We start from the raw sequence: 23,835 nt of genomic DNA on the forward strand, positions 1-23,835 counted from the left end.
GCGACTCACGCCGGACTGCCATGAAGATGCGCGGCATGACCGGGAAGTGGAACGCCATGTGGCATTCGTCGCCGCCCACTTGGTAGTCGCCGAAGTAGTCGACCACGTCCTCGGGCCACTGGTTCGCTTCCGCGAGCAGCACGGTGTCCGGGTACTGCGTGTCGATCTCGCGCCGGACGCGCCGCAGGAACTCGTGCGTGGCGGGCAGGTTCTCGCAGTTGGTGCCGTCCTCGGCGTAGAGGTACGGCACGGCGTCGAGACGGAAGCCGTCGATGCCGAGGTCCAGCCAGAACTTCAGCGCGGCCAGGATCTCCTCCTGCACCGCCGGGTTCTCGTAGTTGAGGTCGGGCTGGTGCGAGAAGAAGCGGTGGAAGTAGTACTGGCCGCGCACCGGGTCGAAGGTCCAGTTGGAGACCTCGGTGTCCACGAAGATGATCCGCGCGTCCTGGTACTGCTTGTCGTCGTCGGCCCACATGTAGTAGTCGCCGTACGGACCTTCGGGGTTCTTGCGCGACTCCTGGAACCACGGGTGCTGGTCGCTGGTGTGGTTCATGACGAAGTCGATGATCACGCGCATCCCGCGCTGGTGGGCCGCGTCCACGAACTCCACGAAGTCCGCGAGGTCCCCGAACTCCGGCAGCACCGACGTGTAGTCGGCCACGTCGTAACCGCCGTCCCGCAAGGGGGACTTGAAGAACGGCGGCAGCCACAGACAGTCGACGCCGAGCCACTGGAGATAGTCCAGCTTGGCGGTGAGACCCTTCAGGTCCCCGATGCCGTCGCCGTCGCTGTCATGGAAGGAGCGGACCAGGACCTCGTAGAAGACGGCGCGCTTGAACCACTCCGGGTCGCGGTCCCGGGCGGGAGTGTCCTCAAAAGTGTCCGGCACGGGTTCGTTCACGGTCATGACGCTGAAGGCCCTCCGATCTGTGGCGTCGCCCGCCCGGCGGCGTGCAGTACGTGCGCGGGTGCGTGGCCGGGGCTGAGACGGACGTAGTTGGTCCGGCCCCAGTGGTAGGTCTCGCCTGTCAGTTCGTCGTGGACGGACAGGCCGGCGTTCCAGTCCAGGCCGAGTTGCGGCATGTCCAACGAGACCGTGGCCTCCTGGGTGTGGTGCGGGTCGAGGTTGACGACCACGATGACCGTGTCCGTCCCCGTGCTCTTGCTGTAGGCGAGCACGGAGTCGTTGTCGGTCTGATGGAAGCGGAGATTCCGCAGGCGCTGTAGCGCGGGATGCCGGCGACGGATGTCGTTGAGCCGGGTGATGAGGGGGGCGATGGTGCGGTCCTCGCGGGCGGCCGCCTCCCAGTCGCGGGGCTTGAGCTGGTACTTCTCCGAGTCGAGGTACTCCTCGCTGCCCGGCTTCAACGCCTGGTTCTCGCACAGCTCGTAGCCGCTGTAGACGCCCCAGGAGGGGGAGAGCGTGGCCGCGAGCACCGCCCGGACCTCGAAGGCGGGACGACCGCCCTGCTGGAGATAGGCGTGCAGGATGTCCGGGGTGCTGGTGAAGAAATTGGGGCGCATGTAGGCGGCCGCGTCCCCGGACAGCTCGGTCAGGTACTCGGTCAGTTCCCGCTTGCCGTTGCGCCACGTGAAGTACGTGTACGACTGCTGGAAGCCGACCTGCGCGAGGGTGTGCATCATCGCGGGGCGGGTGAACGCCTCGGCCAGGAAGAGGACATCGGGGTCGGCGCGGTTGATCTCCCCGATGACCCGCTCCCAGAACACGACCGGCTTGGTGTGGGGGTTGTCCACGCGGAAGATGCGGACCCCGTGCTCCATCCAGTGCCGCAGGACGCGCACGGTCTCCGTGACGAGACCGTCCATGTCGGCGTCGAAGGCGATGGGGTAGATGTCCTGGTACTTCTTCGGCGGGTTCTCGGCGTAGGCGATCGTGCCGTCGGGGCGGTGGTGGAACCATTGCGGGTGCTTCTCCACCCAGGGGTGGTCCGGGGAGCACTGGAGGGCGAAGTCCAGGGCGACCTCAAGTCCCAGCTCCCGCGCCCGGCTCACGAAATGGTCGAAGTCCTCCAGCGTCCCCAACTGCGGGTGCACGCTGTCGTGACCGCCCTCCGGCGAACCGATCGCCCAGGGCACACCGACGTCGTCCGGGGTCGCGGTCAGCGTGTTGTTGCGGCCCTTGCGGTGCGTGGTGCCGATGGGGTGGATCGGCGGGAGGTAGACCACGTCGAAGCCCATCTCGGCGATGGCTTCCAGGCGGCGCTCTGCGGTGCGGAAGGTGCCGTGCGGCTGCTCGACCGTCCCCTCCGAGCGCGGGAAGAACTCGTACCAGGAGCCGTACAGCGCCCGTTCGCGCTCCACCAGCAGCGGCATCGGGTCGGACGCGCTCACCAACTCCCGCAGCGGGTAACGCTCCAGGAGGTCCGACACCTCCGCCGACAGGGCGCCCTTCAGCCGGTCGTCCACCGTGAGGCTGTCGTCGCCGAGGTCGCGGGCGGCAGCCAGGACCAGGTCGCGCTCGGCGCCCTTGGGCACTCCGGCGGCGGCCCGTTCGTACAGCTCCGCGCCCTCCTCCAGGACCAGACCGGTGTCGATGCCCGCCGGGATCTTGATGCCGGCCGCGTGCCGCCAGGTCGCCAGCGGATGACTCCACGCCTCGACCCGGAAGGTCCAGCGGCCCGTCATGTCCGGCGTGACCTCGGCACCCCACACGTCACTGCCGGGGGACAGCTCCCGCATCGGCAGCCAAGGACCGCGCCGGCCCTTGGGATTGCGCAGGACCACGTTGGCGCCCACCACGTCGTGCCCCTCGCGGAACACGGTGGCGGTCACCAGGAACGTCTCCCCGGTCACCGCCTTCGCCGGGCGCCTTCCGCATTCCACGGACGGCCGGACATCACGTACCGGTACGCGGCCGATGGCCGGAGTCCTGCGCATGGATCTCACCTCCGCCGTGCGCGAAGCCGGGCACACGGGCCCGGCTTCGCGATCCGATACAGGCCGGCTGCTGCCGCCCCGTGGGGAACGCCATGTACGGTGCCAGCTCAGGGCCGTGGCGCCGTGGAACGCCGCTCCGGGGACTGCGCGCGTCGCGCCGCCCTGTCCCCTCGCGGCCGACCGTCCTGCTCGCGCAGATAGCCGGTCAGGGTGGAGCGCAGATACCGCTCGGCCGCGTCGGCGGCCTCCCGCGCGCACCGTTTTCCCATCAGCACGCACAGGGTGTAGCCCGAATCCTCGAAGGTGCCCCGGACCGTGCGGTCGTGGGGCGAGGCGAGCATCACACGCTCCCACGCCCGGTAACGCCGCAACTGCCGGGCCACTTCGGCCTTGGCCGGTAGCAGCATGGCCCACTTCACCTTTCCCGCTCTCGACCGGGCGCGTTCCCGAGGCTCGGGTGGCACCGCGCACACCAGCGCACGGCGCCATGACGTCGATCGAGGTTTTCACTCATGGTGCACGCGTACACACGCATCGTCCTGTTGGAGCTTCAACGACCCGGCCGTTCGTGATGCTCGTGTTGCACGAATGGCGTAGCCCCCGCACTGTGGGAGTGACTCAGAAGCGATCGGAGCTCACGCCACGTGACCGGGAATCCCTCCCGAGCGGGGCGACGGGGCGGGAGCTTCGCCGGTGAGGAGCAAGCGACGATGAAGACCGCAGTGCCCTGCTACTACCACCTCGACGTGGAAGTCGGCCCGGAACGGGTGGGACAGGTCAGCCGCATCATGGCCGCCCATCTGCGCTACTGGGACCTCGAGAACCTCGTCGGTCCCGTCCGCCACGGCACCGAGCTGCTGCTGCGGGCCATCGACCGGCACGCCACGGACAAGGCCACCTCCATCGAGATGTGGTGGACCGGCCAGCATCTGATCACCGCCGTCGGCGGCGACGACCGGGAGCTGCGCCCCGACCAGGACCTGCGGGCCTGCCTCGCGGACCTCGCGGCGATGAGCGACGGCTGGGGATGCTGCGCCACCGCAGGCGGCGGCAAGGTGATCTGGTTCTCCCAGCGCGCCCGCTCCGACCAGCGCGTCCCGCTGGTCGCCACCGCCCCGGTGCCCAGCCTGCGCCGGGTGCTCGACCTGCCCCGGGCGCTGCCCGTGGCCGCGCTTGCCGCCCCCGACGTGCTGGCGGGCGCCCGGTGACGGCGCGCAAGTCCCGGAAAGGGGTGCCCGTGTGGAGCGGGCACCCCTACCCGTTGGGCGCCTCCTACGACGGACAGGGCACCAACTTCGCCCTCTTCAGCGAGGTCGCCGAGCGCGTCGACCTCAGCCTCGTGGACGACAAGGGGCGCGAGACGCGGGTGCCGCTGCACGAGGTCGACGGCTTCGTCTGGCACGCCTACCTGCCCGGCGTCGGTCCGGGGCAGCGCTACGGCTACCGGGTGCACGGTCCTTGGCAGCCCTCGCTCGGCAACCGCTGCAACCCCACCAAGCTGCTGCTCGACCCCTACGCCCGCGCCGTCGACGGTCAGACCGACAACGACGCCTCCCTCTACGAACGCGCCCCCCAGGGACCGGACCCGGCCGACAGCGCCGGGCACTCCATGCTCGGCGTCGTCACCGACCCCTACTTCGACTGGGGCGACGACCGGCCGCCGGACATCCCGTACTCCGAGTCGGTCATCTACGAGACCCACGTGCGCGGGCTGACCCGCACCCACCCCGAGGTCCCCGAGCGGCTGCGCGGCACCTACGCGGGTCTCGCCCACCCCGCCGTCACCGAGCACCTCACCTCGCTCGGAGTCACCGCGGTCGAGCTGATGCCGGTCCACCAGTTCGCCCAGGACGGCGTGCTGCGCGACCGGGGGCTGACCAACTACTGGGGCTACAACACCATCGGCTTCTTCGCCCCGCACAACGCCTACGCCGCCCTCGGCTCGCGCGGGCAGCAGGTCAACGAGTTCAAGGCCATGGTCAAGGCGATGCACGCGGCCGGACTCGAAGTCATCCTCGACGTGGTCTACAACCACACCGCCGAGGGCAACGAGCAGGGACCCACCCTCTCCTTCCGGGGCATCGACAACGCGTCGTACTACCGCCTGGTCGACGGCGACTGGGCGCACTACTACGACACCACCGGCACCGGCAACAGCCTGCTGATGCGCCACCCCTACGTGCTCCAGCTCATCATGGACTCGCTGCGCTACTGGGTCACCGAGATGCACGTCGACGGCTTCCGCTTCGACCTCGCGGCAACCCTGGCCCGGCAGTTCCACGAGGTGGACCGGCTCTCGGCGTTCTTCGACCTGATCCAGCAGGACCCGGTGATCAGCCGCGTCAAGCTGATCGCCGAGCCGTGGGACGTGGGCGAAGGCGGCTACCAGGTCGGCAACTTCCCGCCGCTGTGGTCGGAGTGGAACGGCAAGTACCGTGACGCCGTACGGGACTTCTGGCGCGCCGAACCCGGCTCGCTCGGGGAGTTCGCCTCCCGGCTGACCGGCTCCTCCGACCTCTACCAGGCCAGCAGGCGAAGACCGCGCGCCAGCGTCAACTTCGTCACCGCGCACGACGGTTTCACCCTGCGCGACCTCGTGTCGTACAACGACAAGCACAACGAGGCCAACGGCGAGGACAACCAGGACGGCGAGAGCGTCAACCGGTCCTGGAACTGCGGGGTCGAGGGCGAGAGCGCCGACCCCGCCGTGCTCGAACTGCGCGCCCGTCAGCAGCGCAACCTGCTGGCCACGCTGCTATTGAGCCAGGGCATCCCGATGCTCGCCCACGGCGACGAACTCGGCCGCACCCAGGGCGGCAACAACAACGCCTACTGCCAGGACAACGAGGTCTCCTGGGTGGACTGGGACCTCGACGACGAACAGCGGTGCCTGACCGAGTTCACCCGCCGGATCATCGCCCTGCGCGCCGGGCACCCGGTGCTGCGCAGACGCCGGTTCTTCCACGGCGAGCCCGCGGCCAAGGCGGCCCGGCGGCTGCCCGACCTGGTCTGGCTGCGGCCCGACGCGCGCGAGATGTCCGACCAGGACTGGCAGCGCGACGACGCGTACTCGGTCGGCGTGTTCCTCAACGGCGACGCGATTGCCGAACGAGACGCCTACGGACGGCGCGTGGTCGACGACTCCTTCCTGATCCTCCTCAACGGCTACTGGGAACCGGTCGACTTCCGGCTGCCCGGCGAGTCCTACGGCGAGCGCTGGACCACCCTGATCGACACCGCCGACCCCGACGGCGTCCCCGACGAACGCGAGCGCAAGGCGGGCAGCAGGCTGCGGGTCGAGTCCCGCAGCCTGATCCTGCTCTCCCGTCCCTCCCGGGGCGGTTGAGCCCGCCCGCACACAGGAAGGGGCGCCCACCGGTTGGTGGGCGCCCCTTCCTGTGTGCGCGTCAGCTACGAGGACCGCGCGCGTCAGCCACGGGGGTCGCGCGAGGTCACCGTGAACTGCGCCCCGTCCGGGTCGCGCAGCACCGCCTCGGTCGCCTGCTCGCTCAGCACGCTGCCGCCGTGCTTCTCGGCGCCGCGCGCACAGCGGGCCACGTCCGACACCGCGAAGTGGACCTGCCAGTGCGGGCGTACGGAGGGGTCGGGGGCCGCCTCCACCGCGCCCGAGTCGATGCGCGCCACCACGTCGCCCTGGCTGCGCAGCACCACCTCGCCGCCCTCGTACTCGACCTCGCAGCAGCCCGGCGCCCCGGTCGCCCAGTCGAGGACCTCGCCGTAGAAGATCGCGGAGTCGAAGGCGTTGCGGGTGTGCAGCCGGATGAAGGTGGGCGCCGAGCGGCGCCAGGTCTCCCAGTTGGAGACCAGCTCGCCCTGCCAGATGCCGAAGGTGGCGCCGTCGCGGTCGGCGAGGAGGGCGGCACGGCCCGGCGGGAAGGACAGCGGACCCACCGCCGCCGTGCCGCCGCGCTCGCGCGTGCGTGCCGCCGCCACATCGGCGTCCGGCACCGCGAAGTACGGCGTCCAGGCCACCGCCGTCTGCCACATCGTGGCCACGGCGGCGATGCCGGCCACCGGCACCCCGCCCGCGAGCGCGACCCGGAACCGGTCGCCCAGTTCCGCCTCGCGCCAGCGCCAGCCGAGCACGGCCGTGTAGAACTCCTCGGTGGCCTGCAGGTCGCGGCTGGTCAGGCTCACCCAGCAGGGTGCGCCGAAGAAGGAATGCGTCGAGGGGGCGTCCTTCCGCTTCCTCGGTCCACCGCTGACGGCTGTGTCGTGATTCATGGCAGTCGCGTCCTGCTCTCGGGGCCGGGCGGCCACCGGTCCGCACCAGTGTCCGGCCGGACGGGGGTCGAATGCCTCCCGAGTACCCCGGCAACGCCCGGGCAGGCAGGGGCGTCCGACACCGCCGCCCCACGGCTGTACGGGATCGCGGTGAGTGCGGGGGCGAGTAGTCCGAACGAGTGAAAGAAAGTGAAGGGCGGGGGTGACGGGGGAGACCCGAAGGGGTGAAATCGCGGTGCGGATCGGCGCTCGCCTCCGCCCGGTCCGCTTCCGGTCCGGCGTCCGTTCAGCCCGCTTCCGCGAGCAGTTCCTCGCGCAGCCGGTCGAAGCAGCCCGTGAGCAGCCGGGACACGTGCATCTGCGAGATCCCGAGCTGGTCGGCGATGCGGCTCTGGGTCATGCCCCGGAAGAACCGCAGATAGAGGATGGTGCGCTCGCGCTCGGGCAGCGCGGCGAGGAACGGGCTGACCGCCACCCGGTCCACGACCAGGTCGAACCCGGGGTCCGGCTCCCCGAGGCAGTCACCGAGCGCGAAGCCCTCGGTGCCGGCCACCTCGGCGTCCAGCGAGAGCGCGGAGAAGCACTCCAGCGCCTCCATGCCGGTGCGCACCTCGTCCTCGGTGAGACCGGTGCGCTCGGCTAGCTCCTCTACCGTGGGAGCGCGGCCCGAGGTGGTCTGGGCCAGCTCCTTCCACGCGACGCGGACCCGGTTGCGCAGGTCCTGCACGCGCCGGGGGACGTGCAGCGTCCACATGTGGTCACGGAAGTGCCGCTTGATCTCGCCGGTGATGGTCGGGACCGCGTACGCCTCGAAGGCGCGACCGCGTTCCGGGTCGTAGTGGTCGACCGCCTTGACCAGACCGAGCGCCGCCACCTGGTAGAGATCCTCCAGCGACTCGCCGCGCCCGCGGAAGCGCACCGCGATCCGCTCGGCCATGGGCAGCCACAGCCGGACCAGCTCGTCCCTCAGCGCCCGGCGCCGTGGCCCGTCGGGCAGCCCGGCGAGCCGCTCGAAGGCCGCCGCCGTGTCGGGAGCGTCGTCATGGGGGTGAGTCTTCGTGCTGCCGGTGACAGGCATCGCGCACTTCTCTCAGCGGGTGCTGGGTCGCGGATGTGCCCCGGGGGGCACTCGAGGTTCGCCTTCCCGATGTCCGGCAAACCAAAACAAGTATGTGCACAAGCCGCCAAACGGTGCGAAGTGCTTGACCTGTCCTTGACTTCATTACCTCTGTAACAGAGGTAATCTCCAGGAGTGACAGAGGAAAGGGAGCGTCCCGACGCCTTCTCGGAGGAGCTGGCCGACACCCTGGTACGCGTCCAGCGGCTGCTCCGGCGGCGGCTGCGCGCCGGGCTCACCGCGCCCCGGCTGCGCGGCGCCGAGGTCGAACTGCTGCGGCTGGTCGAGGAGCGACCGGGTCTCGGCGTCTCCGAGGCCGCCCGCGCCCTGCACCTGGCCGGGAACTCCGTGTCCACCCTGGTCAACCGGCTGGTCCGGGAGGGCTATCTGCTCCGCGAGACCGACCCCGCCGACCGCCGCGCCGCCCGGCTGCGGCTCACCCCGGCCGCGTCCGGACGGCTGGGAGAGTGGCGCCGCCGCCGCGCCGAACTGGTCGGGCAGGAGGTGGCAGCGCTCGACGCGGACGACCGCGAGGCGCTGCGCGCCGCGCTCCCCGCGCTGCGCAGACTGGCCACCGCCCTGCACGAGGAACCCGAGGACACCGGCGCGGACCGACACGCCCCGAGGGAGACCGAGGAACCATGGTGAGCGACGACCCGGCCGCCCCCGGCGCGGCCGTGACCTGCACGGGACTGAACTACGCCTTCGGCGGCACCCGAGCCGTCGACGGACTCGACCTGACCGTCCGCGAGGGCGAGGTGTTCGGACTGCTCGGACCCAACGGCGCGGGCAAGACCACCGCCATCCGCTGCATCACCACCCTGCTGCCGGTCCCCGCCGGTGCCGTCCGCGTCTTCGGGCACGACGCCGCCCGCGAACGCATGGACGTGCGCCGCATGATCGGCTACGTCCCCCAGCGGCTCTCGGCCGACAGTGGACTGACCGGACGCGAGAACGTCGTCCTCTTCGCCCGCGTCTTCGACGTGCCGCGCCGCGAGCGCGCCGAGCGCGTCGCCCACGCCCTGGACGCCGTCGGACTCAGCGACGCCGCCGACCGGCTCGCGGGCACCTACTCCGGCGGCATGGTCCGCCGCCTCGAACTCGCCCAGGCACTGGTCAGCGAGCCCCGGCTGCTCATCCTCGACGAGCCCACCATCGGACTCGACCCCATCGCCCGCACCGGCGTCTGGGAGCACATCGACTCCGTACGCGCCGCCACCGGCATGACCGTCCTGCTCACCACTCACTACATGGACGAGGCCGACCAGTACTGCGACCGCGTCGGCCTCATGCACCACGGCCGCGTCCGCGCCCTTGGCACCCCCGCCGAGCTGCGCCGGGGTCTGGCCGAACGGCTGGGCACCGACACCGTGCCCACGTTGGAGGACGTCTTCCGGGACGTCGCCGGAAGCGGTCTCGACGACCGAACGGGAGGAGATTTCCGCGATGTCCGGAGCACCCGCCGCACCGCGCGCCGAGTCGGCTGAGCGCGTCCCCGCGCCGAGCGGGCCGCCCCGCCCGCGATCCGGCCTTCTGCTGCTGCCCACCCGGGTCGCCGCGATGTGCGCCGTCGAGCTGCAGAAGCTGCGCCACGACCGCACCGAGCTGTACACGCGCGCCGTCCAGCCCGCCCTCTGGCTGCTGATCTTCGGCCAGACCTTCACCCGTATCCGGGCGATCCCCACCGGGGGCATCCCCTACATCGACTTCCTGGCGCCCGGCATCATCGCCCAGTCCGCGATGTTCATCGCGATCTTCTACGGCATTCAGATCATCTGGGAGCGCGACGCGGGCACCCTGGACAAGTTGCTCGTCACGCCCACCCCGCGCTCGGCGCTGATCACCGGCAAGGCGTTCGCGGCGGGGGTGAAGTCGCTGATCCAGGCCGTCGTCGTGATCGTGATCGCCGCCCTGCTCGGGGTCGCCCTCACCTGGAACCCGCTCAAGCTCCTCGGGGTCGCCGTCGCCGTGATCCTCGGCGCCGTGTTCTTCTCGTGCCTGTCCATGACCATCGCGGGCATCGTGCTCAGCCGCGACCGGCTGATGGGCTTCGGACAGGCGATCACTATGCCGCTGTTCTTCGGGTCCAACGCGCTCTACCCCGTCTCGGTGATGCCCGGCTGGCTCCAGGCCGTCAGTCGGGTGAACCCGCTCAGCTATCAGGTGGACGCCCTGCGCGGACTGCTGCTCGGCACCCCCGCCCACCTTCCGGCCGACTTCGGCGTGCTCGCGCTGGCCGCCGTCCTCGGCATCACGGCCGCCTCCTCCCTGCTCGGCCGACTGGTGCGCTGATCCGCGCCGGGCCTGGCCGCGCGGCGTGTCGGCCGGGACCGGACGTGATGTGCGGCACGCGAGGTCCGCGGCATGGAACCCCCTCCCATGCCGTTCCTCCTGCGCAGGGCTTGATCACCGATCAAACCGGGCGAACCGCCAGGCCACGCCGTATTCGGCTTATTTGACAGTGCGCTCGGCCCACAGATAGACAGCAGCTCCCGGATGGTCGAGAGGGGAACCGTGTACGAGCCGAACGTGGTCGGTGACTGGCAGGAGTACGAGGACTTCGCCGGTCTGCGGGTCCGCGTCCACCGCCTGGAGCGCACCGAGCCGCCGCGCGGGCGCGACGACGCCGCCGCCGGGCTCACCTACTTCGGTCTCCGGGTGACCTTCGAGAACCGGGGCACGCGCCCCTACGGCGTGCAGCTCGAGGACGGTCAGATCGACGTCCGCGTCGGTCCCGACGGCGAGGGCGCCTTCATCGACTGGCGCAACTCCCAGTTCATCGAGGGCTTCGACGTCCACCCGCTGCGCCGGGCCACCGCCGTCCTGTGCGCGGCGGCGCCCGAGACCGCCCTCACCCACGTCGACGTCCAGGTGCAGCCGCGCGTGGACGAGGAGTGGGCCGACCGCCGGCTGTGGACCGGGGGCGTGGGGATCACCGAGACGCAGCCTGCCGCGACCGCCGCGAGCGCCGGGGCCGTGAGCCTCGCGCACGAACTGGCCGCCTTCCTCAGGGACCAGGCCGAGCCCGGCGGCGCCTGAGGCGTCCCACGACATCAGCCGACACGAGGGGCGGTTCACCGGCAGCGGTGAACCGCCCCCGGTCTGTCAGGCGTTCGGATCGAACGGAATCCCGGACGGCTTCGCCGCGGTGAGGTGCGAGGCGAAACTGGCGTCCTTCAGCGGGAAGTTGGCGCTCCCGAAGTCGTAGGAGCTGAGCTTGTCGCGCAGCCCGGGCGGGTAGCCGTTCCAGCCGACCAGCGGCGGGTACTGCCAGGTGTGCTTGTCGTTCTCCGGCGGCTCGTCGTTGGAGTTGGCCAGCCGGAAGCAGTGGGTGCTGATGCCGTCCTTGTGGTAGACGGCCTTGGCGTGCGTGCCCTCGAAGCGGACCTCGGAGACGGGGTGCACGGTGAACTTGCCGTGGTTGGACGTCGAGACGTACTTCACCTGGCCGTCCTGCACCCAGACCGCCACGTGCTCCCAGTCGTTGCGGTGGCCGCCGAGACTGACACCGGGCAGCGCCTGGTCCTTCTCGAAGTACAGCGTGTACAGATAGCCGCACCAGCCGTTGTTGCACTTGTAGCGCGAGTAGCTGTTGGTGTTGTCCAGGTCGGACGCGTCGTGGCAGTTGCCGTTGAGCGCGCCGGTCGGGTTCAGTCCCGGGTTGATGGTGCCGTCGGGACCTATCGCCGGGGTCGAGTAGCAGCCGTCGGTGTCGTAGTCGAACGCGGGCTGGTACTTCAGCTCATCTGCCTCCGCGTTCTGCGGCAGAGCCTGCGGAGGGCCACCGGCGGCGAAGGCGGGGGTGGTGAGCACGAGCGTGGCGGCGCCGGTGAGCGCGGCCAGCCATCCGCCGCGTCTCCGTGGGGACGTGAACGAAGCCACTGAGTCTCCAACTCGGTTGGGGGGTAAGGGAGTTCAGCATCCTGGCACAGGTGTGCGCTCCCGTGTCACCCCGGGTGTCCCACCGGTGAACCCTGGCCGAAGGAACACCCTCCGCCTCAGTCGGTGCCCTCCGGCACATCCGCCGCCGACTCCTCGGGCGTCAGATCCGGGCGCATCCGCAGCCACGTCGGCTGACGCAGCAGCCCCGCGCGGGTGCGGGTGCTGTAGCCGACCTCGCCGACCAGCCGGGGCAGCACCCAGCGCGCCTCCGCGATCCTCGGCACCGGGTCGAAGGGGCACTCCTCGCTCGCCAACTCGGCAAGCAGCGCAGCCAGTTCGACGCGTTCCGCCTCGCTCCAGCCGGTGCCCACCCGTCCCGCGTACCGCAGCCGCCCGCCGCCGCGCTGACCGAGCAGCACCGCACCGGGCAGCCCCGACAGGCGCCCCTTGCCGGGCAGCCAGCCGCCCACGATCACGTCCACGCTGCGCTGATTACGGATCTTGATCCAGACGCGGGAGCGCACCCCCGGCTCGTACGCCGAGTCCAGCCGCTTGCAGACCAGCCCCTCAAGACCGTGCTCCCGGGTCGTGCGCAGCGCCTCCGCGCCGTGCCCCACCATCGCGCCCGGCACCGACCAGTGGGGTCCGTCGAGCCCCAGGTCCTCCAGCGCCGTCCGCCGCCGCGCGTAGGGCGTGCGCAGGAGCGGGGCGCTCAGGAAGGGCACGTCGAACAGCACCAGATGGACCGGCACCTGACCGGCCCGGCGGGCCGCGAGCGCGGGGGAGTGGGCGAGACCCATCCGGCCCTGGAGCAACTGGAAGTCGGCCCGGCCCTGTTCGTCCAGGGCGAGCACCTCGCCGTCGAGCACCGCCGGGATGGAGCCCAACGCCGTACCGAGCGGGGCGAGTTCGGGATAGGCGGCGGTGATGTCCTCGCCCGAGCGGGCGCGCAGCAGCACCGTGCCGTCGCCGGGCAGGTACACCATCACCCGCTGACCGTCCTGCTTGGTCTCGTACGCCCACCGGTGGTCCTGCGCCGGGGGCGGCAGCGTGCCGGGAGTGGCGAGCATCGGCGCGACGAGGGGCAGGGTGGTCACGGCTGAAGATCTCGACCGCCGGAGGCGCTTCCACGCACGTCAGGGCGCGGTTTCCCCCGAACGGCCCGCGCCGCCCGTCCCCGCGCGGTGCCCCGTGATCCGCGCAGCGCCTACCGTGCAGTAATATCCGGCGTCAGGTCACCTGGAGGAGGCACCATGCCCCGGTCCGAACGCTCACCCCTGCTGCTGGCCGGTCTCCTGGCCGCCGCCGGGGTCGCCCACTTCGCCGCTCCGCGCCCGTTCGACGCGACCATCCCGAAGGCGCTGCCCGGCTCCCGCCGTGCCTGGACCTACGGCAGCGGAGCCGTCGAACTCGCCCTCGCCGCGGGTATCGCCGCGCGCCGCACCCGGCCGCTGGCCGCGAAAGCCGCCGCCGCGTTCTTCGTCGGGGTGTTCCCGGCGAACGTGCAGATGGCCGTGGACTGGCGGAACCGTCCCGCCCCGCAGCGCAACGCCGCCCTCGCCCGGCTGCCCCTCCAGGTGCCGCTGGTGCTGTGGGCCCGCGGCGTCGCCGCCCGCGCCGGGGAGGGACGCGCATGAGCGCCGAGATCCGGATCGGGGACACCGTCGAGGACTTCGCGCTCCCCGACGAGTCCGGCACCACCCGCCGTCTGAGCGAGCTGCTCGCGGACGGGCCCGTGGTGCTCTTCTTCTATCCCGCCGCCCTCACCGCCGGCTGCACCGCCGAGGCGTGCCACTTCCGCGACCTCGCCGCCGAGTTCGCAGAGGTCGGGGCGCGTCCCGTCGGCATCAGCGGCGACGAGGTGGACCGGCAGCGGGAGTTCGCCGACAAGCACACGCTCGGGATGACGCTGCTCTCCGACGCCGACGGCACGGTCCGCGAGCGCTTCGGCGTGAAGCGGGGTTTCTCGCTCGCCCCCACCAAGCGGGCCACCTTCGTCATCGGAGCCGACCGCACCGTCCTGGAGATCGTCCGCAGCGAACTGCGCATGAACACCCACGCCGACCGGGCGCTGGCCGCCCTGCGGGCCGCCCGCGCCTAATCGAGTGGAACGGTGCTTCGGCGTTCCACCGGTCCGGGAGAGACGTTCTCCCGGACCGGGAAAGAGGAGATGCCGCCTCAGATGGTCGGGGTGTCGTCGACAACCGGCCGGTGGACCTCGACGACCGGCTTCCAGCCCGCGGTGAATTCGATGAAGTCCGCACGGGTGGGGTAGGTGTCGATCGCACGACGGTCACGCTTGGGGCTGTCGCCGCCCTTGCGACCCCGGGGGATCTGCTCCTCGAAGATGTCGACCTTGACGTCGGGGACCTCCTTGAGGCCCTGGCGCCAGATCTGCACGACGTCGGCGCCGAACGCCTGCCGTGCCGCGGCGTAAAGGGCCGAGAGGGCTCCCTTGTCCCCGCTGGGGACGAAGAGCGCCAGGTCCAGGACGACGCCGGCGGACTGGAGGACCTCGATGGTCGCCGAGCCGTTCTCGTCGGCCAGGTAGATCCCGGCTTCGTTCTCGTCGTCGGGAAGGCAGGAGACCTCTTCCTGGAATATGGTCCTCGCCGTTATCGAGCCGCCCTCGAAATCCTCACCGGACTTCGTCAGAAAAGCGGGGACATAGCAGCCGGGAAGCTTGAGTTCTGCCGTGTCGGCGGAAACGAAGACCTTGTCCTTCACGCCGAGCTGCGTCACCTCTTCCAGCGAGAGGCGGCGAGCGGCGATCTTCTCCGTGTTCACGATTTCCCTTTCAATTTGCCCGGTCCCTTCGAACGAGGAGACTATCACGAAACCCTCAGGTCAACTGCCCAGTAATCGCTGGGTGAATGGGCTCTGCTGAGCTGTACCGGCGGTTGCGTTTCGGTGTGTTGGGTGGCGTGGAGGAAGTAAAAGAGAGTTTGCGGCAGATGTCGCCCATTGCGCCTTCGAGGAGCGACGCAAGACGCTTCATTCGGCGTGCGTCTCGAAGAGCGCGGCGGAATTACCCGCGCCTGATCCGCAGTCGCGCCCGGAGACCGTACCTCCGGGCACTGTCGCCAGAAAGGGCGTCCGGCTGACACGATCACCCTGGGACCACGGACGAAGACCAGGGAGCGACACATGACGACGGACAGCGTGGTGGACCCGATCAAGGGCGTGGAGGTGCTGCCGGTGGCCGGGCACATCGGCGCCGAGATCACCGGCGTGGACCTCGCCGCGCCGCTCGACGACGCGGTGGCGGAGCTGATCAGGGAGACGGTGCTGCGCTGGAAGGTGGTGTTCTTCCGGGACCAGCACCTCGACCACGCCGCGCACGTCGCCTTCGCCCGCCGCTTCGGCGAGCCGGTCGTCCTCGGCCGCCGGGGCAGCGCCTCGCCGGAGGGCTTCCCCGAGGTCGAGACCACCGCCGACCGGCTGGAGCTGGGCGGCCGCTTCGGCATGGAGCAGGACGAGTGGCTGCGCCGCCGTCGGCACACCCTGCTGCGCGGCTGGCACTGCGACCACGGCGCCCGCGTCGACCCGCCCGCCGCCACCATCCTGCGTGCCGAGACCGTACCGCCCTACGGCGGCGACACCACCTGGGCCAACCTCGCCGCCGCCTACGCGGGTCTGTCCGCGCCGGTGCGCGCCTTCGTGGACGGCCTGCGCGCCGAACACCGGCTCGGCGTCGGCTACCAGCCCCGCCCCGGCGACGACGCCTATCTCCGCCGTCTCCTGGACCACCAGGTCGCCTCCGTGCACCCGCTGGTCCGCGTCCACCCGGAGACCGGCGAGCGGGTGCTCTTCGTCAACGGCTACTACGTCGAGCAGATCGAGGACGTCTCCCGCCCCGAGAGCGCCGCCCTGCTGGAGATGCTCCTGGAGCAGGTCGTACGCCCCGAGTACACCGTCCGCTTCCGCTGGGCGCCGGGCAGTGTCGCCTTCTGGGACAACCGGGCCACCGTGCACCTGGCGCCCAGCGACAACGCCCACCTCGACCACCCCCGGATCATGCACCGGGTGATGCTCGCGGGCGAGGTGCCGGTCGGGGTGGACGGCAGGCCGTCCGAGGCGCTCACGGGTACGGAGCCGGGGCGCTGGTGATCAGCCGCCGGGGTGCCCGCTGTCGGGGCGCCCCAGCGCCGGAGCGAGCTTCGTCGCGATGTCGGTGAGGATCTGCACGTAGTCCTCGTGCCGGAAGGTGAACGGCAGTGCGAACGCCACCTCGTCCACCTCACGGAATGCGGCGTGCGCGTGCAGTCGCCCGGCGATCTCCTCGCTGGTGCCCACCAGGTCCGGCGCGAACAGCAGCCGCGCCGGACCCTGCGGCGAGGTCGTGCGGGGCAGCCGGGCGGCGGCGAACTCGGCGTACCGCGCCCGCTGTTCGGCCGTCGCGGAGTCGGTCGGTATCACCACCAGACCCTGGGAGACCCGGGCCGCCTCCCCCTCGGGGTGCCGGGCGCGGAACTCCCGGATCTGGGCGAGCTGGATCGCCGCGAAGTCCAGCGGCGCGTCCGGGTCCTCGGCCTTGACGACACTGCTGGTGAGCAGGTTCATGCCCTGCTCGCCGGCCCAGCGCGCCGAGGCCAGGCTGCCGCCGCCGTACCACATGCGCCGGGCGAGACCGGGGGAGTGCGGCTGGACGACGTCGGAGTACTGCTCGAAGCCCTCGGCGCCCTTGAAGTCCGTGGCCCGCTCGCCCGCGACGAAGTCGAGCAGGCGCCGCACCCGCCCGTACCCGAAATCCTCCGCCTCGGCGGAGACCGGATACAGCGCCTCCCTGACCTGGTCGTAGTGGATCGGCGGTCCCACGCTGACCCCGGCGTTCAGGCGACCGCCGGAGAGCACGTCCACCGTGGCCAGGTCCTCGGCGAGACGCAGCGGGTTCTCCCAGCCCAGCGGGATCACCGCGGTGCCCAGCTCGATGCGCCGGGTGCGCTGCGAGGCGGCGGCGAGCACGGCGACCGGCGACGAGATGCCGTACTGGAGGTGCCGGTGCCGCACCCACGCGCTGTCGAAGCCCAGCCGCTCGCCCAGCTCGATGATCTCCAGCGTGTCCGTGTGACCCCGGGCGGGATCCGCCGGGTCGAACAGCCCGATCGTCAGAAACCCCAGCTTGCGCAGCGGACGCGACATGGACGCCACGGCCTCCTCCACCACTCGTACGGCACTCGGAGAGCGCTCCGACCCCACTCGGCCGGGAACGAACCGATTCTCGCAGTTGAATGTGACAACCGTGTGATCGGAAAAACGGCGCGGTGGTCGATCACGGGCTGTGCGGGCCGCTTCCCGCCGACCCCGCGTCCCGCGCCCGGCGCTGCCACACTGGAGACATGAGCGGCGTCAGCGGCGACCCGAAGGGGCTGGGCACCTATCTACGGGCCCGGCGGGCCGAGCTGGACCCGGCGCAGGTGGGGCTGCCCGACACCGGCACCCCGCGCCGCGTGGCGGGTCTGCGCCGCGAGGAGGTCGCCCGGCTGGCGTCGATCAGCACCGACTACTACACCCGGGTCGAGCAGGGACGGATGCGGGCCTCGGCGCCCGTCCTGGACGCGCTCGCCCGCGCCCTGCGGCTCACCGGCGACCAGCGCGCCTATCTGTTCGGGCTGGCCGGACGACCGCCGTTCGATCCGCCCCCGGGCCCGGGGCGCGCCGTCACCCCGCACACCCGCAGGCTGCTGGACCAGCTCACCGCGTCCCCGGCGCTGGTGCTGTCCGGGACCATGGACGTCCTCGCCTGGAACCGGCTCGCCGCCGCCCTGTTCACCGACTTCGGCAGGCACCCCGAGCGGGACCGCAACTACATCTGGCTGCTCTTCTCGGACCCCGAGATGCGCGCCCGCTACGACGACTGGCGCGCCGGGGCTCGGGCGTGCGTGGCGTATCTGCGGATGCACACCGCGCGCCGCCCCGACGACCCCCGGCTGCGCGCGCTGCTGGCCCGGATGTCCGCCTACAGCGACTTCCAGCGCTGGTGGCAGGCGCGCGAGGTCGCCGTCCAGGGCACCGGGAGCAAGGTGTTCCGCCACCCCGTGGCCGGCATCCTCGTCCTCGACTGGGACACGCTGACCAGCTCCACCGCGCCCGACCAGCACATCGTCGTGTGGACCGCCCGGCCCGGCAGCTCCTCCGAGGACGCCCTGCGGCGCCTCGCGCAGTCCCCGGCCGCTCGCCGCGCCTGACCGCCGCCCCTCCCTCACCCGTCTTGCCGTTTCTTTGACGAGTCGTCAAGAAGGCTTTGCCGACCGAGGTTTGAGGATCACCAGCGTGTTACGGGCGCTTTGCGAGCCCTAGGGAAAACCCTCGGTTGCCCTCGTCGTGGATGACATGTGCTGGTCAACGGTGCCATTCTCGCCCGGTACGCACATCCTTCCCACGCTCTTCACGCTTCACGTCTCGTCGCACAGCACGGTCCCGCACAGCTCAGCTCGCCCGGGCAGCACATCCGTCTGCCCGGTCTGTCACCGGCCGCGCCCCCGGCGGCCGCAGCAGGAGGAGTACGAGTGAGACGCCTTCCCCACGGACGCCTTTCCCGCAGAGGCGCCACGGTCGGAGCCGCCCTGGTCTCCACCGCGGCCTTCCTGGCCGTCGGCATCCAGGCGAACCCCGCGGCAGCCCGGCCCGCCGCCCCCCACCCCAGCCCGCTGCGCACCGGCGGTCTGGAGGCCAAGCTCACCCCCGCCCAGCACGCCGCGCTCCTCAAGAGCGCCAAGGGCGCCACCACCCAGACCGCCCGCACCCTCGGCCTCGGCGCCAAGGAGAAGCTGGTCGTCCGGGACGTCGTCAAGGACAACGACGGCACCGTGCACACCCGTTACGAGCGCACCTACGCGGGGCTGCCGGTCCTCGGCGGCGACCTCGTGGTGCACACCCCGCCCGCCTCCCTGGCCAAGGGCACGGTGAGCACCACCTTCAACAACAAGCGGACCCTCAAGGTCGCCTCCACCACCGCGACCGTCACCAAGTCCGCCGCGCAGTCCACGGCGCTCAAGGCCGCCAAGGCACTGAAGGCGGACAAGCCCGCCGCCGACAGCGCGCGCAAGGTGATCTGGGCCGGCTCCGGCACCCCGAAGCTCGCCTGGGAGTCCGTGATCGGCGGCTTCCAGGACGACGGCACCCCGAGCAAGCTGCACGTGATCACCGACGCGACCACCGGCAAGGAGCTGTACCGCTACCAGGCGATCCAGACCGGTGTCGGCAACACCCAGTACAGCGGCCAGGTCACGCTGACCACCGCGCAGTCGGGCTCCAACTACACCCTCACCGACAGCACGCGCGGCGGCCACAAGACGTACAATCTCAACCACGGCACCTCCGGCACCGGCACGCTGTTCTCCCAGACCAGCGACACCTGGGGCAACGGCACCACGTCCAACGCCGCCACGGCGGGCGCGGACGCCGCCTACGGCGCGCAGGAGACGTGGGACTTCTACAAGAACACGTTCGGCCGCAGCGGCATCAAGAACGACGGTGTCGGCGCCTACTCCCGCGCGCACTACGGCAACGCGTACGTGAACGCGTTCTGGGACGACTCCTGCTTCTGCATGACCTACGGCGACGGCACGGGCAACAACGACCCGCTGACCTCGCTGGACGTCGCCGGTCACGAGATGAGCCACGGCGTCACCTCCAACACCGCCGGACTCAACTACACCGGTGAGTCGGGCGGGTTGAACGAGGCGACCTCCGACATCTTCGGCACGGGCGTGGAGTTCTACGCGAACAACAGCTCCGACCCGGGCGACTACCTCATCGGCGAGAAGATCGACATCAACGGCGACGGCACGCCGCTGCGTTACATGGACAAGCCGAGCAAGGACGGCGCGTCGAAGGACAGTTGGTCCTCCAGCCTCGGCGGACTCGACGTGCACTACTCCTCGGGTCCGGCGAACCACTTCTTCTACCTGCTCTCCGAGGGCAGCGGCACCAAGGTCATCAACGGCGTCACCTACAACAGCCCGACCTCCGACGGCGTCGCCGTCACCGGGATCGGCCGGGCCAAGGCGCTGCAGATCTGGTACAAGGCGCTGACGACGTACATGACGTCCAGCACCAACTACGCCGCCGCCCGCACCGCCGCCCTCAACGCGGCCACCGCGCTCTACGGCGCCAACTCCGCCGAGTACGCGGCGGTCGGCAACGCCTTCGCCGGGATCAACGTCGGCAGCCACATCAACCCGCCCGCCGACGGGGTGACCGTCACCAACCCGGGCAGCCAGTCCGCCACCGTGGGCAAGGCGGTCAGCCTCCAGATCCAGGCGAGCAGCACCAACAGCGGCGCGCTCAGCTACAGCGCCTCGGGGCTCCCCGCCGGGCTGTCCATCAACAGCTCCACCGGTCTGATCTCCGGCACGCCCACCACCGCGGGCACCTCCAGCACCACCGTCACGGTGACCGACTCGGCGGGCAAGACCGGCACCGCTGCCTTCTCCTGGACGGTCAGCGCCACCGGCGGCGGCTGCTCCTCGACCCAGCTCCTGGCCAACCCCGGCTTCGAGTCGGGCAACACCGGCTGGACCGCGAGCAGCGGCGTCATCACCACCGACAGCGGGCAGGCCAGCCACGGCGGCTCGTACAAGGCGTGGCTCGACGGCTACGGCTCCTCGCACACCGACACGCTGTCCCAGTCGGTGACGATCCCCGCGGGCTGCAAGGCGTCGCTCACCTTCTGGCTGCACATCGACTCGGCGGAGACCACCACCAGCGCGCAGTACGACAAGCTGACGGTGACCGCCGGTTCGACCACGCTGGCGACGTACTCGAACCTCAACAAGGCGTCGGGCTACACCCAGAAGACCTTCGACCTGTCCTCGCTGGCGGGCCAGACGGTCACCCTGAAGTTCAACGGGGTCGAGGACTCCTCGCTCCAGACCAGCTTCGTGGTGGACGACACCGCCCTCACGACGAGCTGACCTGCGCACACCGCGACGCGGCCCCCGTGCACGGAACCTTCCGTGCACGGGGGCCGCGTCGTGTGCGGGTGGGCTGCGCTCAGCTCAGCGGGTCGAGCGTGAGGTACGCCGTCTGCGGGTTGCCGTCGTTGACGAGCGACTCGTGGTTGCCGACGTCGTCGAACGCGAACGCGTACGCCTTGCCGTCGGCCATCTGGGAGTGAATCGCCTTGGCGTACTGGTTCGTCACCCCGTCCTGGTAGAAACCGGCGTCCGAGGAGTCCGGCTGGTTGGGGTTGGTGAGCAGGGTGGAGCGGTTGTAACCGGCGCACAGAGTACGGGAGATGGGGCCCCGCACCTGGTCGTTCGGCGCGTCAAGCAGGTTGTGGCAGCCGAAGATGCTGCCCGCGTCCGGCTTCTGGAAGCTGGTCACGACCGCGCCGGAGGAGTTGGTGAAGTTCATGACGTTGCCCGAAACCCGCCCGAAGTACTTGGTGCCCGGCTGGTCCGTGAACGGCGTGACCGTCAGGGTCTGCGAGGAGTACTTCTGCCAGACCCGGTTGACGTAGTCGTCCATCACGTTGGAGGGCAGCGCCCCGGTCTCCACGCCGTACAGCGGGGAGAGCGCGCGCAGCACGGTGCCGTCCGAGCGGGTCTGGACCAGGCCCGACCAACCGGACTTGCCGCGCAGCGTGTTCAGCACGTTCGTGTAGCCACCGGACTTGAGGTGACCCGTGCTGACGGTCGACCCGTCACCACGCTTGACCCCGACCGCGTACGGCGCCGAGAACATGTCGACCTGCGTGCTGTTGAGCCACAGACCGCCGTCGTTCAGCGTGTACTCGGACCAACTGAACAGGGTGTCGCGGTTGGGGTCCGAGGGGTTCTGCACGGCCGGCTGGACCAGACCGCCGGTGGTGAGCCGGAAGTCGAGCTTCTTGCCGTAGGAGAAGTAGATCCGGCCGGAGAACTTCGGTATCCGGATCGTGGCGGTCTGGCCGGGACCTGGCCCGGCGATCGAGGCGTCGGGCGCGGGGGTCGGCGGGTTGCCGCCCGCGGGCCAGGCGTGGAAGCCGCCGTTCGCGTCGGCCCAGCCCTGGCGTCCCGAGGACAACTGGGTGCCCAGGTCGTAGATGTAGACCTGGTCACCCCGGCCCGAGTTGTTCGTGATCTGGAGCGGGATCGTGTCCGGCACCGCCGCACTGGCCTGCTGCGGCGCACCGAACACGACCACCCCGCCGACCAGGGCGGCCACAGCCGCCGCGCTCGTCGCGAACCGCGGGATTCTTCGAGTCAACTCTCCACCTCCGTGTGGGGATCGGGGCGGAACGGAAATTGGTCCGTACCTGCATGAGAGCGCTCTCAGAGTGCGGGCGGAACGGGGGACTGTCAATTACTCCGGCCGGATACGTTCCGTGATCATGTCCTCGTCGTCCCACCGAGGCACCGTCACGCTGCCACTCTCCCAGTCCCGCCGGAGGATCGCGTACCCGACCGCGTCGTGCACCGACCCGTCGGCTCCCGGCCACGCGTCGCGGTAATGCGCCTCCTTGGCATACCCGCACCGCCGGAAGGCGCGCCGCATCGCCGCGTTGTCCTGCCGGGTGGTGCCCTCGATCCGCCGGACGCGCGGGAACTCCTCGAACAGATACCGCGTGAGCCAGGTCAGGGCGGTGCCGCCGATGCCCGTGCCGCGCCACCGGGACCGGACGCGCAGGTCGAACAGAGGGGTGTCGTCGGCCAGATCCATCAGGCGGATCAGCCCCGCCGTGCCGTCGCCCGCGACGATCCAGAAGGCCCGGTTCTCCTCGCCGTCGTACCTGCCCTCGGAGATCCACCGCCGGACCTCGTCCACCCCGGGCGCGGCCGAGGCGTGGAACGGCCAGGTGTCGCCGGTGAGGAAGTCCACGAGGGCGTCGGCCTCGGAGGGGGCGAAGCGCCGGAAGGTGAGGTCCATCGCAGCACCTTATGGAGCGCGCGGGTGTGGCCGGTAGCGAATTGTCCGCCGGGGCACGCCGCGTCAGAACGTCCGGTGCAGCAGGTCCAGCAGGGCGCGCCAGTGGCGTTCGGCCGCCTCCTCGTCGTACTCCGTCGTGTCCGACTGGGTGTAGCCGTGGCGGGCACCCGGGTAGACCTCGGCGGTGTGGCGGACGCCCGCCGTGGTGAGGGCGTCGTCGAGGCGGTCGATCTGCTCCCGGGGCAGGGAGTGGTCCTGGTCGGCGTGGCCGAAGTACAGCTCCGCGGTGATGTTGCCGGCGCCGAGGTGGGGGCTGTCGGGTTCCTCGGTGGCGAGGTTGCCGCCGTGGAAGCCGGCGCCTGCCGCGACGCGGTCGGGGTGGGTGGCAGCCGTACGGAGCACCAGGCGGGCGCCCATGCAGTAGCCGACCAGGGCGACCGGGCCGTCCGCGACCAGCGGGTCGGCGGCCATCCGGTCCAGGAAGGCGTCCGCGTCGCGCTCCGCCTGCTCGGGAGTCAGGGAGCCGACGAGCGGGCCGAGACGCCGCCAGATGGACGGGTCGGCGCCCGGGTCGATGAACTCGGGCAGCTCCACGACCGGCGCCGCGCCCCGGCGGTAGAACACGTTCGGCACCAGGACCGTGTACCCCTCGGCGGCCAGCCGGTCCGCCATCTCCCGCAGCCGGGGCCGCAGTCCGTAGGCGTCCTGGTAGAACAGGACGCCCGGGTGCGGCTTTCCGTCCGCCGGGTGGACGAGATAGGCGTCGGCGACGCCGTCCTTCGTCGGGATCTCCACGTTCGTGCCCTCGACGGCGGTCATCGCTCGAAGCCTCCTGGCGT

At 70.8% G+C, this 23,835-nt stretch carries 23 protein-coding genes; 11 read left to right on the forward strand and 12 right to left on the reverse strand.

Annotation, left to right across the window (positions count from 1 at the left end; genetic code table 11):
* From IF655_RS22420 to IF655_RS22430, 3 genes are all read right to left on the reverse strand, one after another.
* The coding region (locus IF655_RS22420; RefSeq protein WP_242488871.1) for an alpha-amylase family glycosyl hydrolase at positions 1 to 907 on the reverse strand (907 nt) is incomplete at its 3' end.
* Positions 904 to 2,898 (reverse strand): alpha-1,4-glucan--maltose-1-phosphate maltosyltransferase, encoded by a 1,995-nt coding sequence (locus IF655_RS22425; RefSeq protein WP_199586846.1) that lies wholly within the window; start codon positions 2,896 to 2,898, stop codon positions 904 to 906. The genes IF655_RS22425 and IF655_RS22420, both read right to left, overlap by 4 nt.
* Positions 2,899 to 3,005: 107 nt before the next feature.
* A complete protein-coding gene (locus tag IF655_RS22430; protein ID WP_018546029.1) occupies positions 3,006 to 3,305 on the reverse strand; it encodes a DUF5133 domain-containing protein in 300 nt (99 codons plus the stop codon).
* Positions 3,306 to 3,608: 303 nt separating this feature from the next.
* Here IF655_RS22430 and IF655_RS22435 point away from each other — a divergent pair, with 303 nt between their 5' ends.
* Together IF655_RS22435 and glgX are read left to right on the forward strand one after the other, a co-directional pair.
* Positions 3,609 to 4,106: a pep a2 gene (locus IF655_RS22435; RefSeq protein WP_199586847.1), complete on the forward strand. Its 498-nt coding sequence runs from the start codon at positions 3,609 to 3,611 to the stop codon at positions 4,104 to 4,106.
* Complete coding sequence (gene glgX, locus IF655_RS22440) at positions 4,103 to 6,244, forward strand: glycogen debranching protein GlgX (protein WP_199586848.1); 2,142 nt, start codon at positions 4,103 to 4,105, stop codon at positions 6,242 to 6,244. The genes IF655_RS22435 and glgX overlap by 4 nt, the downstream gene beginning before the upstream one ends.
* A gap of 83 nt (positions 6,245 to 6,327) precedes the next feature.
* Here the strand turns inward: glgX and IF655_RS22445 are convergent, their stop codons facing one another.
* Both IF655_RS22445 and IF655_RS22450 read right to left on the reverse strand, forming a co-directional pair.
* Positions 6,328 to 7,143, reverse strand: a complete 816-nt coding sequence (locus IF655_RS22445) for a VOC family protein (protein ID WP_199586849.1) — start codon at positions 7,141 to 7,143, stop codon at positions 6,328 to 6,330.
* Positions 7,144 to 7,429: 286 nt separating this feature from the next.
* The gene (locus tag IF655_RS22450; RefSeq protein WP_199586850.1) at positions 7,430 to 8,221 is read right to left on the reverse strand and encodes an RNA polymerase sigma factor SigF; all 792 of its coding nucleotides are present in this window, start codon (positions 8,219 to 8,221) and stop codon (positions 7,430 to 7,432) included.
* A 174-nt stretch (positions 8,222 to 8,395) separates the two neighbouring features.
* On the opposite strand from IF655_RS22450, the gene IF655_RS22455 reads away from it, so the two are divergent.
* The 4 genes from IF655_RS22455 (at position 8,396) to IF655_RS22470 (ending at position 11,299) form a co-directional block, all read left to right on the forward strand.
* Entirely contained in the window at positions 8,396 to 8,908 is a 513-nt protein-coding gene (locus IF655_RS22455; RefSeq protein WP_199586851.1) for a MarR family winged helix-turn-helix transcriptional regulator, read from the forward strand.
* The gene (locus tag IF655_RS22460; protein WP_199586852.1) at positions 8,902 to 9,747 is read left to right on the forward strand and encodes an ABC transporter ATP-binding protein; all 846 of its coding nucleotides are present in this window, start codon (positions 8,902 to 8,904) and stop codon (positions 9,745 to 9,747) included. Before IF655_RS22455 ends, IF655_RS22460 begins: the two co-directional genes overlap by 7 nt.
* Entirely contained in the window at positions 9,707 to 10,552 is an 846-nt protein-coding gene (locus IF655_RS22465; protein ID WP_199586853.1) for an ABC transporter permease, read from the forward strand. Before IF655_RS22460 ends, IF655_RS22465 begins: the two co-directional genes overlap by 41 nt.
* 222 nt (positions 10,553 to 10,774) lie before the next feature.
* On the forward strand, positions 10,775 to 11,299 hold the full coding sequence (locus IF655_RS22470; protein WP_199586855.1) for a hypothetical protein: 525 nt from the start codon (positions 10,775 to 10,777) through the stop codon (positions 11,297 to 11,299).
* 66 nt (positions 11,300 to 11,365) lie between these two features.
* Here IF655_RS22470 and IF655_RS22475 read toward each other — a convergent pair whose 3' ends face one another.
* Positions 11,366 to 12,142: an NPP1 family protein gene (locus tag IF655_RS22475; protein ID WP_199586857.1), complete on the reverse strand. Its 777-nt coding sequence runs from the start codon at positions 12,140 to 12,142 to the stop codon at positions 11,366 to 11,368.
* A 116-nt stretch (positions 12,143 to 12,258) separates the two neighbouring features.
* The gene (locus IF655_RS22480; protein ID WP_199586993.1) at positions 12,259 to 13,212 is read right to left on the reverse strand and encodes an ATP-dependent DNA ligase; all 954 of its coding nucleotides are present in this window, start codon (positions 13,210 to 13,212) and stop codon (positions 12,259 to 12,261) included.
* 183 nt (positions 13,213 to 13,395) lie between these two features.
* Here IF655_RS22480 and IF655_RS22485 point away from each other — a divergent pair, with 183 nt between their 5' ends.
* Both IF655_RS22485 and IF655_RS22490 read left to right on the forward strand, forming a co-directional pair.
* The gene (locus tag IF655_RS22485) at positions 13,396 to 13,779 is read left to right on the forward strand and encodes a hypothetical protein (protein WP_199586859.1); all 384 of its coding nucleotides are present in this window, start codon (positions 13,396 to 13,398) and stop codon (positions 13,777 to 13,779) included.
* Positions 13,776 to 14,243 (forward strand): peroxiredoxin, encoded by a 468-nt coding sequence (locus IF655_RS22490; RefSeq protein WP_206776284.1) that lies wholly within the window; start codon positions 13,776 to 13,778, stop codon positions 14,241 to 14,243. Before IF655_RS22485 ends, IF655_RS22490 begins: the two co-directional genes overlap by 4 nt.
* Before the next feature lie 77 nt (positions 14,244 to 14,320).
* Here the strand turns inward: IF655_RS22490 and IF655_RS22495 are convergent, their stop codons facing one another.
* The gene (locus tag IF655_RS22495) at positions 14,321 to 14,929 is read right to left on the reverse strand and encodes a hypothetical protein (protein WP_199586861.1); all 609 of its coding nucleotides are present in this window, start codon (positions 14,927 to 14,929) and stop codon (positions 14,321 to 14,323) included.
* Positions 14,930 to 15,289: 360 nt separating this feature from the next.
* Here IF655_RS22495 and IF655_RS22500 point away from each other — a divergent pair, with 360 nt between their 5' ends.
* Positions 15,290 to 16,252 (forward strand): TauD/TfdA family dioxygenase, encoded by a 963-nt coding sequence (locus IF655_RS22500; protein ID WP_199586863.1) that lies wholly within the window; start codon positions 15,290 to 15,292, stop codon positions 16,250 to 16,252.
* Here the strand turns inward: IF655_RS22500 and IF655_RS22505 are convergent, their stop codons facing one another.
* Positions 16,253 to 17,293, reverse strand: a complete 1,041-nt coding sequence (locus IF655_RS22505) for an LLM class flavin-dependent oxidoreductase (protein ID WP_199586865.1) — start codon at positions 17,291 to 17,293, stop codon at positions 16,253 to 16,255.
* Positions 17,294 to 17,481: 188 nt separating this feature from the next.
* On the opposite strand from IF655_RS22505, the gene IF655_RS22510 reads away from it, so the two are divergent.
* Together IF655_RS22510 and IF655_RS22515 are read left to right on the forward strand one after the other, a co-directional pair.
* The gene (locus IF655_RS22510; RefSeq protein WP_199586867.1) at positions 17,482 to 18,330 is read left to right on the forward strand and encodes a helix-turn-helix domain-containing protein; all 849 of its coding nucleotides are present in this window, start codon (positions 17,482 to 17,484) and stop codon (positions 18,328 to 18,330) included.
* A 321-nt stretch (positions 18,331 to 18,651) separates the two neighbouring features.
* Positions 18,652 to 21,060, forward strand: coding sequence for a M4 family metallopeptidase (locus tag IF655_RS22515; RefSeq protein ID WP_199586869.1), 2,409 nt, complete (start codon positions 18,652 to 18,654; stop codon positions 21,058 to 21,060).
* A 79-nt stretch (positions 21,061 to 21,139) separates the two neighbouring features.
* Here the strand turns inward: IF655_RS22515 and IF655_RS22520 are convergent, their stop codons facing one another.
* From IF655_RS22520 to IF655_RS22530, 3 genes are all read right to left on the reverse strand, one after another.
* Entirely contained in the window at positions 21,140 to 22,336 is a 1,197-nt protein-coding gene (locus IF655_RS22520; protein ID WP_206776286.1) for a glycoside hydrolase family 64 protein, read from the reverse strand.
* 96 nt (positions 22,337 to 22,432) lie between these two features.
* Complete coding sequence (locus IF655_RS22525) at positions 22,433 to 22,996, reverse strand: GNAT family N-acetyltransferase (RefSeq protein ID WP_199586870.1); 564 nt, start codon at positions 22,994 to 22,996, stop codon at positions 22,433 to 22,435.
* Positions 22,997 to 23,059: 63 nt separating this feature from the next.
* The gene (locus IF655_RS22530; protein WP_199586871.1) at positions 23,060 to 23,815 is read right to left on the reverse strand and encodes a dienelactone hydrolase family protein; all 756 of its coding nucleotides are present in this window, start codon (positions 23,813 to 23,815) and stop codon (positions 23,060 to 23,062) included.
* Between the last annotated feature and the right edge of the window lie 20 nt (positions 23,816 to 23,835).

Origin of the sequence: Streptomyces sp. DSM 110735, from assembly GCF_016482685.1 — a bacterium.
GTDB lineage: Bacteria > Actinomycetota > Actinomycetes > Streptomycetales > Streptomycetaceae > Streptomyces.

What these genes read in the sequence shown, in the direction of transcription:
- IF655_RS22525 (WP_199586870.1), bottom strand. Translation starts at nt 22,996, where the DNA reads ATGGACCTCACCTTCCGGCGCTTCGCCCCCTCCGAGGCCGACGCCCTC.
- IF655_RS22445 (WP_199586849.1), bottom strand. Translation starts at nt 7,143, where the DNA reads ATGAATCACGACACAGCCGTCAGCGGTGGACCGAGGAAGCGGAAGGAC.
- IF655_RS22485 (WP_199586859.1), top strand. Translation starts at nt 13,396, where the DNA reads ATGCCCCGGTCCGAACGCTCACCCCTGCTGCTGGCCGGTCTCCTGGCC.
- IF655_RS22510 (WP_199586867.1), top strand. Translation starts at nt 17,482, where the DNA reads ATGAGCGGCGTCAGCGGCGACCCGAAGGGGCTGGGCACCTATCTACGG.
- IF655_RS22480 (WP_199586993.1), bottom strand. Translation starts at nt 13,212, where the DNA reads ATGCTCGCCACTCCCGGCACGCTGCCGCCCCCGGCGCAGGACCACCGG.
- IF655_RS22500 (WP_199586863.1), top strand. Translation starts at nt 15,290, where the DNA reads ATGACGACGGACAGCGTGGTGGACCCGATCAAGGGCGTGGAGGTGCTG.
- IF655_RS22530 (WP_199586871.1), bottom strand. Translation starts at nt 23,815, where the DNA reads ATGACCGCCGTCGAGGGCACGAACGTGGAGATCCCGACGAAGGACGGC.
- IF655_RS22490 (WP_206776284.1), top strand. Translation starts at nt 13,776, where the DNA reads ATGAGCGCCGAGATCCGGATCGGGGACACCGTCGAGGACTTCGCGCTC.
- IF655_RS22425 (WP_199586846.1), bottom strand. Translation starts at nt 2,898, where the DNA reads ATGCGCAGGACTCCGGCCATCGGCCGCGTACCGGTACGTGATGTCCGG.
- IF655_RS22460 (WP_199586852.1), top strand. Translation starts at nt 8,902, where the DNA reads ATGGTGAGCGACGACCCGGCCGCCCCCGGCGCGGCCGTGACCTGCACG.
- IF655_RS22430 (WP_018546029.1), bottom strand. Translation starts at nt 3,305, where the DNA reads ATGCTGCTACCGGCCAAGGCCGAAGTGGCCCGGCAGTTGCGGCGTTAC.
- IF655_RS22435 (WP_199586847.1), top strand. Translation starts at nt 3,609, where the DNA reads ATGAAGACCGCAGTGCCCTGCTACTACCACCTCGACGTGGAAGTCGGC.
- IF655_RS22465 (WP_199586853.1), top strand. Translation starts at nt 9,707, where the DNA reads ATGTCCGGAGCACCCGCCGCACCGCGCGCCGAGTCGGCTGAGCGCGTC.
- IF655_RS22450 (WP_199586850.1), bottom strand. Translation starts at nt 8,221, where the DNA reads ATGCCTGTCACCGGCAGCACGAAGACTCACCCCCATGACGACGCTCCC.